The sequence below is a fragment of the Burkholderia sp. Ax-1720 genome, assembly GCF_011753035.1.
GTDB lineage: Bacteria > Pseudomonadota > Gammaproteobacteria > Burkholderiales > Burkholderiaceae > Burkholderia > Burkholderia gladioli.
In genome coordinates this window covers 1-5,222 of sequence record NZ_VWWK01000292.1, presented here as the reverse complement: position 1 = coordinate 5,222, position 5,222 = coordinate 1, and the positions used below count along the sequence as shown (strand labels likewise).

Annotated in this window: 2 tRNA genes and 2 rRNA genes; all 4 read right to left on the bottom strand. The window is 52.5% G+C overall.

Annotated elements, in window-relative coordinates:
* Positions 1 to 31: 31 nt before the first annotated feature.
* Positions 32 to 2,911: ribosomal RNA gene (locus tag F3J18_RS35440) — 23S ribosomal RNA — on the bottom strand.
* 308 nt (positions 2,912 to 3,219) lie between these two features.
* Positions 3,220 to 3,295, bottom strand: a tRNA-Ala gene (locus F3J18_RS35435).
* Positions 3,296 to 3,330: 35 nt separating this feature from the next.
* Positions 3,331 to 3,407, bottom strand: a tRNA-Ile gene (locus F3J18_RS35430).
* Between the two features lie 63 nt (positions 3,408 to 3,470).
* A 16S ribosomal RNA gene (locus F3J18_RS35425) occupies positions 3,471 to 5,003 on the bottom strand.
* Together the 16S and 23S rRNA genes with 2 tRNA genes alongside form the textbook arrangement of a ribosomal RNA operon.
* Positions 5,004 to 5,222: the final 219 nt, after the last annotated feature.

The following is a 5,222-nucleotide window of genomic DNA, read 5'->3' as shown; positions in this document are numbered from 1 at the left end:
GCACCTGCGAACATCGGCGCAGACTGGTTATAGGATCAAGCCTTACGGGCAATTAGTATCAGTTAGCTGAACGCATTACTGCGCTTACACACCTGACCTATCAACGTCCTGGTCTCGAACGACCCTTCAAGGAGGTCAAGCCTCCAGGGATATCTCATCTTAAGGCGAGTTTCCCGCTTAGATGCTTTCAGCGGTTATCTCTTCCGAACATAGCTACCCGGCGATGCCACTGGCGTGACAACCGGTACACCAGAGGTTCGTCCACTCCGGTCCTCTCGTACTAGGAGCAGCCCCCTTCAAATATCCAACGCCCACGGCAGATAGGGACCAAACTGTCTCACGACGTTTTAAACCCAGCTCACGTACCTCTTTAAATGGCGAACAGCCATACCCTTGGGACCGGCTACAGCCCCAGGATGAGATGAGCCGACATCGAGGTGCCAAACACCGCCGTCGATATGAACTCTTGGGCGGTATCAGCCTGTTATCCCCAGAGTACCTTTTATCCGTTGAGCGATGGCCCTTCCATACAGAACCACCGGATCACTATGACCTGCTTTCGCACCTGCTCGACTTGTCGGTCTCGCAGTTAAGCACGCTTATGCCATTGCACTATCAGCACGATTTCCGACCGTACCTAGCGTACCTTCGTACTCCTCCGTTACACTTTGGGAGGAGACCGCCCCAGTCAAACTGCCTACCATGCACTGTCCCCGACCCGGATCACGGGCCAAGGTTAGAACCTCAAACAAACCAGGGTGGTATTTCAAGGACGGCTCCACCGAAACTAGCGTTCCGGTTTCATAGCCTCCCACCTATCCTACACAGATCGGTTCAAAGTCCAATGCAAAGCTACAGTAAAGGTTCATGGGGTCTTTCCGTCTAGCCGCGGGGAGATTGCATCATCACAAACACTTCAACTTCGCTGAGTCTCGGGAGGAGACAGTGTGGCCATCGTTACGCCATTCGTGCAGGTCGGAACTTACCCGACAAGGAATTTCGCTACCTTAGGACCGTTATAGTTACGGCCGCCGTTTACCGGGACTTCAATCAAGAGCTTGCACCCCATCATTTAATCTTCCGGCACCGGGCAGGCGTCACACCCTATACGTCCACTTTCGTGTTTGCAGAGTGCTGTGTTTTTATTAAACAGTCGCAGCCACCAGTTTATTGCAACCCCTTCACCCTTCTGGCGCAGGCCAGTCAAGCTACAGGGGCGTACCTTATCCCGAAGTTACGGTACCAATTTGCCGAGTTCCTTCTCCCGAGTTCTCTCAAGCGCCTTAGAATACTCATCTCGCCCACCTGTGTCGGTTTGCGGTACGGTCACTGTTAAACTGAAGCTTAGAGGCTTTTCTTGGAACCACTTCCAATTGCTTCGCTTCCTAAGAAGCTCGCGCCACGCCCTTGAATTACGCACCCGGATTTGCCTAAGTGCCTTCTCCAACGCAGCGACCGGGACTTCCAACACCCGGACAACCTTCCGCGATCCGTCCCCCCATCGCATTTAACAATGGTGCAGGAATATTGACCTGCTTCCCATCAGCTACGCATTTCTGCCTCGCCTTAGGGGCCGACTCACCCTACGCCGATGAACGTTGCGTAGGAAACCTTGGGCTTACGGCGAGGGGGCCTTTCACCCCCTTTATCGCTACTCATGTCAGCATTCGCACTTCCGATACCTCCAGCACACTTTACAATGCACCTTCGCAGGCTTACGGAACGCTCTCCTACCATGCATATAAATATGCATCCGCAGCTTCGGTATATAGCTTAGCCCCGTTACATCTTCCGCGCAGGACGACTCGATCAGTGAGCTATTACGCTTTCTTTAAAGGGTGGCTGCTTCTAAGCCAACCTCCTGACTGTTTTAGCCTTCCCACTTCGTTTCCCACTTAGCTATATTTGGGGACCTTAGCTGGCGGTCTGGGTTGTTTCCCTCTTGACACCGGACGTTAGCACCCGATGTCTGTCTCCCGTGATTGCACTCTTCGGTATTCGGAGTTTGCTATGGCGGGGTAATCCGCAATGGACCCCCCAACCATGACAGTGCTCTACCCCCGAAGGTGAGACACGAGGCACTACCTAAATAGTTTTCGGAGAGAACCAGCTATTTCCAAGTTTGTTTAGCCTTTCACCCCTATCCACAGCTCATCCCCTAACTTTTCAACGTTAGTGGGTTCGGACCTCCAGTACGTGTTACCGCACCTTCATCCTGGCCATGGATAGATCACTTGGTTTCGGGTCTACGCCCAGCAACTGAACGCCCTATTCGGACTCGCTTTCGCTACGCCTGCCCTATTCGGTTAAGCTTGCTACTGAACGTAAGTCGCTGACCCATTATACAAAAGGTACGCCGTCACCCCTTACGAGGCTCCGACTGTTTGTATGCATGCGGTTTCAGGATCTATTTCACTCCCCTCCCGGGGTTCTTTTCGCCTTTCCCTCACGGTACTGGTTCACTATCGGTCGATCACGAGTATTTAGCCTTGGAGGATGGTCCCCCCATCTTCAGACAGGATTTCACGTGTCCCGCCCTACTTGTCGTACACCTAGTTCTTTCATACTGTTTTCGTCTACAGGGCTATCACCTGCTATGGCCGCACTTTCCAGAGCGTTCGACTAACAATACAAATAAAGAGTACAGGCTCTTCCCATTTCGCTCGCCACTACTTTGGGAATCTCGGTTGATTTCTTTTCCTGCGGTTACTTAGATGTTTCAGTTCACCGCGTTCGCTTCACATAGCCTATGTATTCAGCTATGGATACTCCAAAAGGAGTGGGTTTCCCCATTCGGACATCTACGGATCAAAGCTTGTTTGCCAGCTCCCCGTAGCTTTTCGCAGGCTACCGCGTCCTTCATCGCCTGTGATCGCCAAGGCATCCACCACATGCACTTGTTCGCTTGACCCTATAACGAGTCTGTCTCGCTTTCGCTCGACAGGCTGCTACAGGTTGAGTTCTCGCATTTGTGCCGTATTCCAATATTGAACTGAACATGAAGTTCGGTTCATCTTGAGATACATCGATACAATCACAACCCGGATAGTTTCCACGCCCATCTCAAATAGACGCTTCCGCTATCCAAATTACTACTTCTTCTAGATTGTTAAAGAACGACAGCCGATAAGCACACTTGTGTACTCATCACTCTGACTGGCTCAATCGCCAATGACAAAGACTCGAGTCAACCTGACCCGAACGTTTGTCATTGAAGATTGGTGGAGGCAGACGGGATCGAACCGACGACCCCCTGCTTGCAAAGCAGGTGCTCTCCCAGCTGAGCTATGCCCCCATACAGAGACGTCTCAAAGGTACTGTCCAGACAATTGGTGGGTCTGGTTGGATTCGAACCAACGACCCCCGCCTTATCAAGACGGTGCTCTAACCGACTGAGCTACAGACCCCTGAGTCTGTCTTGATTTACAGCCGATAAGCGTGAACGCTCAATTTTGCGGTATTAGCTCGAGAAAGGAGGTGATCCAGCCGCACCTTCCGATACGGCTACCTTGTTACGACTTCACCCCAGTCATGAATCCTACCGTGGTGACCGTCCTCCTTGCGGTTAGACTAGCCACTTCTGGTAAAACCCACTCCCATGGTGTGACGGGCGGTGTGTACAAGACCCGGGAACGTATTCACCGCGGCATGCTGATCCGCGATTACTAGCGATTCCAGCTTCATGCACTCGAGTTGCAGAGTGCAATCCGGACTACGATCGGTTTTCTGGGATTAGCTCCCCCTCGCGGGTTGGCGACCCTCTGTTCCGACCATTGTATGACGTGTGAAGCCCTACCCATAAGGGCCATGAGGACTTGACGTCATCCCCACCTTCCTCCGGTTTGTCACCGGCAGTCTCCCTAGAGTGCTCTTGCGTAGCAACTAAGGACAAGGGTTGCGCTCGTTGCGGGACTTAACCCAACATCTCACGACACGAGCTGACGACAGCCATGCAGCACCTGTGTATCGGTTCTCTTTCGAGCACCCTCGGATCTCTCCAAGGTTCCGACCATGTCAAGGGTAGGTAAGGTTTTTCGCGTTGCATCGAATTAATCCACATCATCCACCGCTTGTGCGGGTCCCCGTCAATTCCTTTGAGTTTTAATCTTGCGACCGTACTCCCCAGGCGGTCAACTTCACGCGTTAGCTACGTTACTAAGGAAATGAATCCCCAACAACTAGTTGACATCGTTTAGGGCGTGGACTACCAGGGTATCTAATCCTGTTTGCTCCCCACGCTTTCGTGCATGAGCGTCAGTATTGGCCCAGGGGGCTGCCTTCGCCATCGGTATTCCTCCACATCTCTACGCATTTCACTGCTACACGTGGAATTCTACCCCCCTCTGCCATACTCTAGCTTGCCAGTCACCAATGCAGTTCCCAGGTTGAGCCCGGGGATTTCACATCGGTCTTAACAAACCGCCTGCGCACGCTTTACGCCCAGTAATTCCGATTAACGCTCGCACCCTACGTATTACCGCGGCTGCTGGCACGTAGTTAGCCGGTGCTTATTCTTCCGGTACCGTCATCCCCGAAGGATATTAGCCCTCAGGATTTCTTTCCGGACAAAAGTGCTTTACAACCCGAAGGCCTTCTTCACACACGCGGCATTGCTGGATCAGGCTTTCGCCCATTGTCCAAAATTCCCCACTGCTGCCTCCCGTAGGAGTCTGGGCCGTGTCTCAGTCCCAGTGTGGCTGGTCGTCCTCTCAGACCAGCTACTGATCGTCGCCTTGGTGGGCCTTTACCCCACCAACTAGCTAATCAGCCATCGGCCAACCCTATAGCGCGAGGCCCGAAGGTCCCCCGCTTTCATCCGTAGATCGTATGCGGTATTAATCCGGCTTTCGCCGGGCTATCCCCCACTACAGGACATGTTCCGATGTATTACTCACCCGTTCGCCACTCGCCACCAGGTGCAAGCACCCGTGCTGCCGTTCGACTTGCATGTGTAAGGCATGCCGCCAGCGTTCAATCTGAGCCAGGATCAAACTCTTCAGTTCAATACCTGTTACTGTTTTCGGTTCTAATGAACCGGTCGCTCACTCAAAGCTGACAGGTTAATGAATTGCTTCACAAACCTGACTTACTTTTGTGTGAGACTCTTGATACTTTTGCTGACCTGATCCGGAGATCAGGACCGCTTCCATCAAGCGTCCACACTTATCGGCTGTAGATTTTTAAAGAGCGTGTCTGCGAAGCAACTTGGTTTCTTCAGCAGC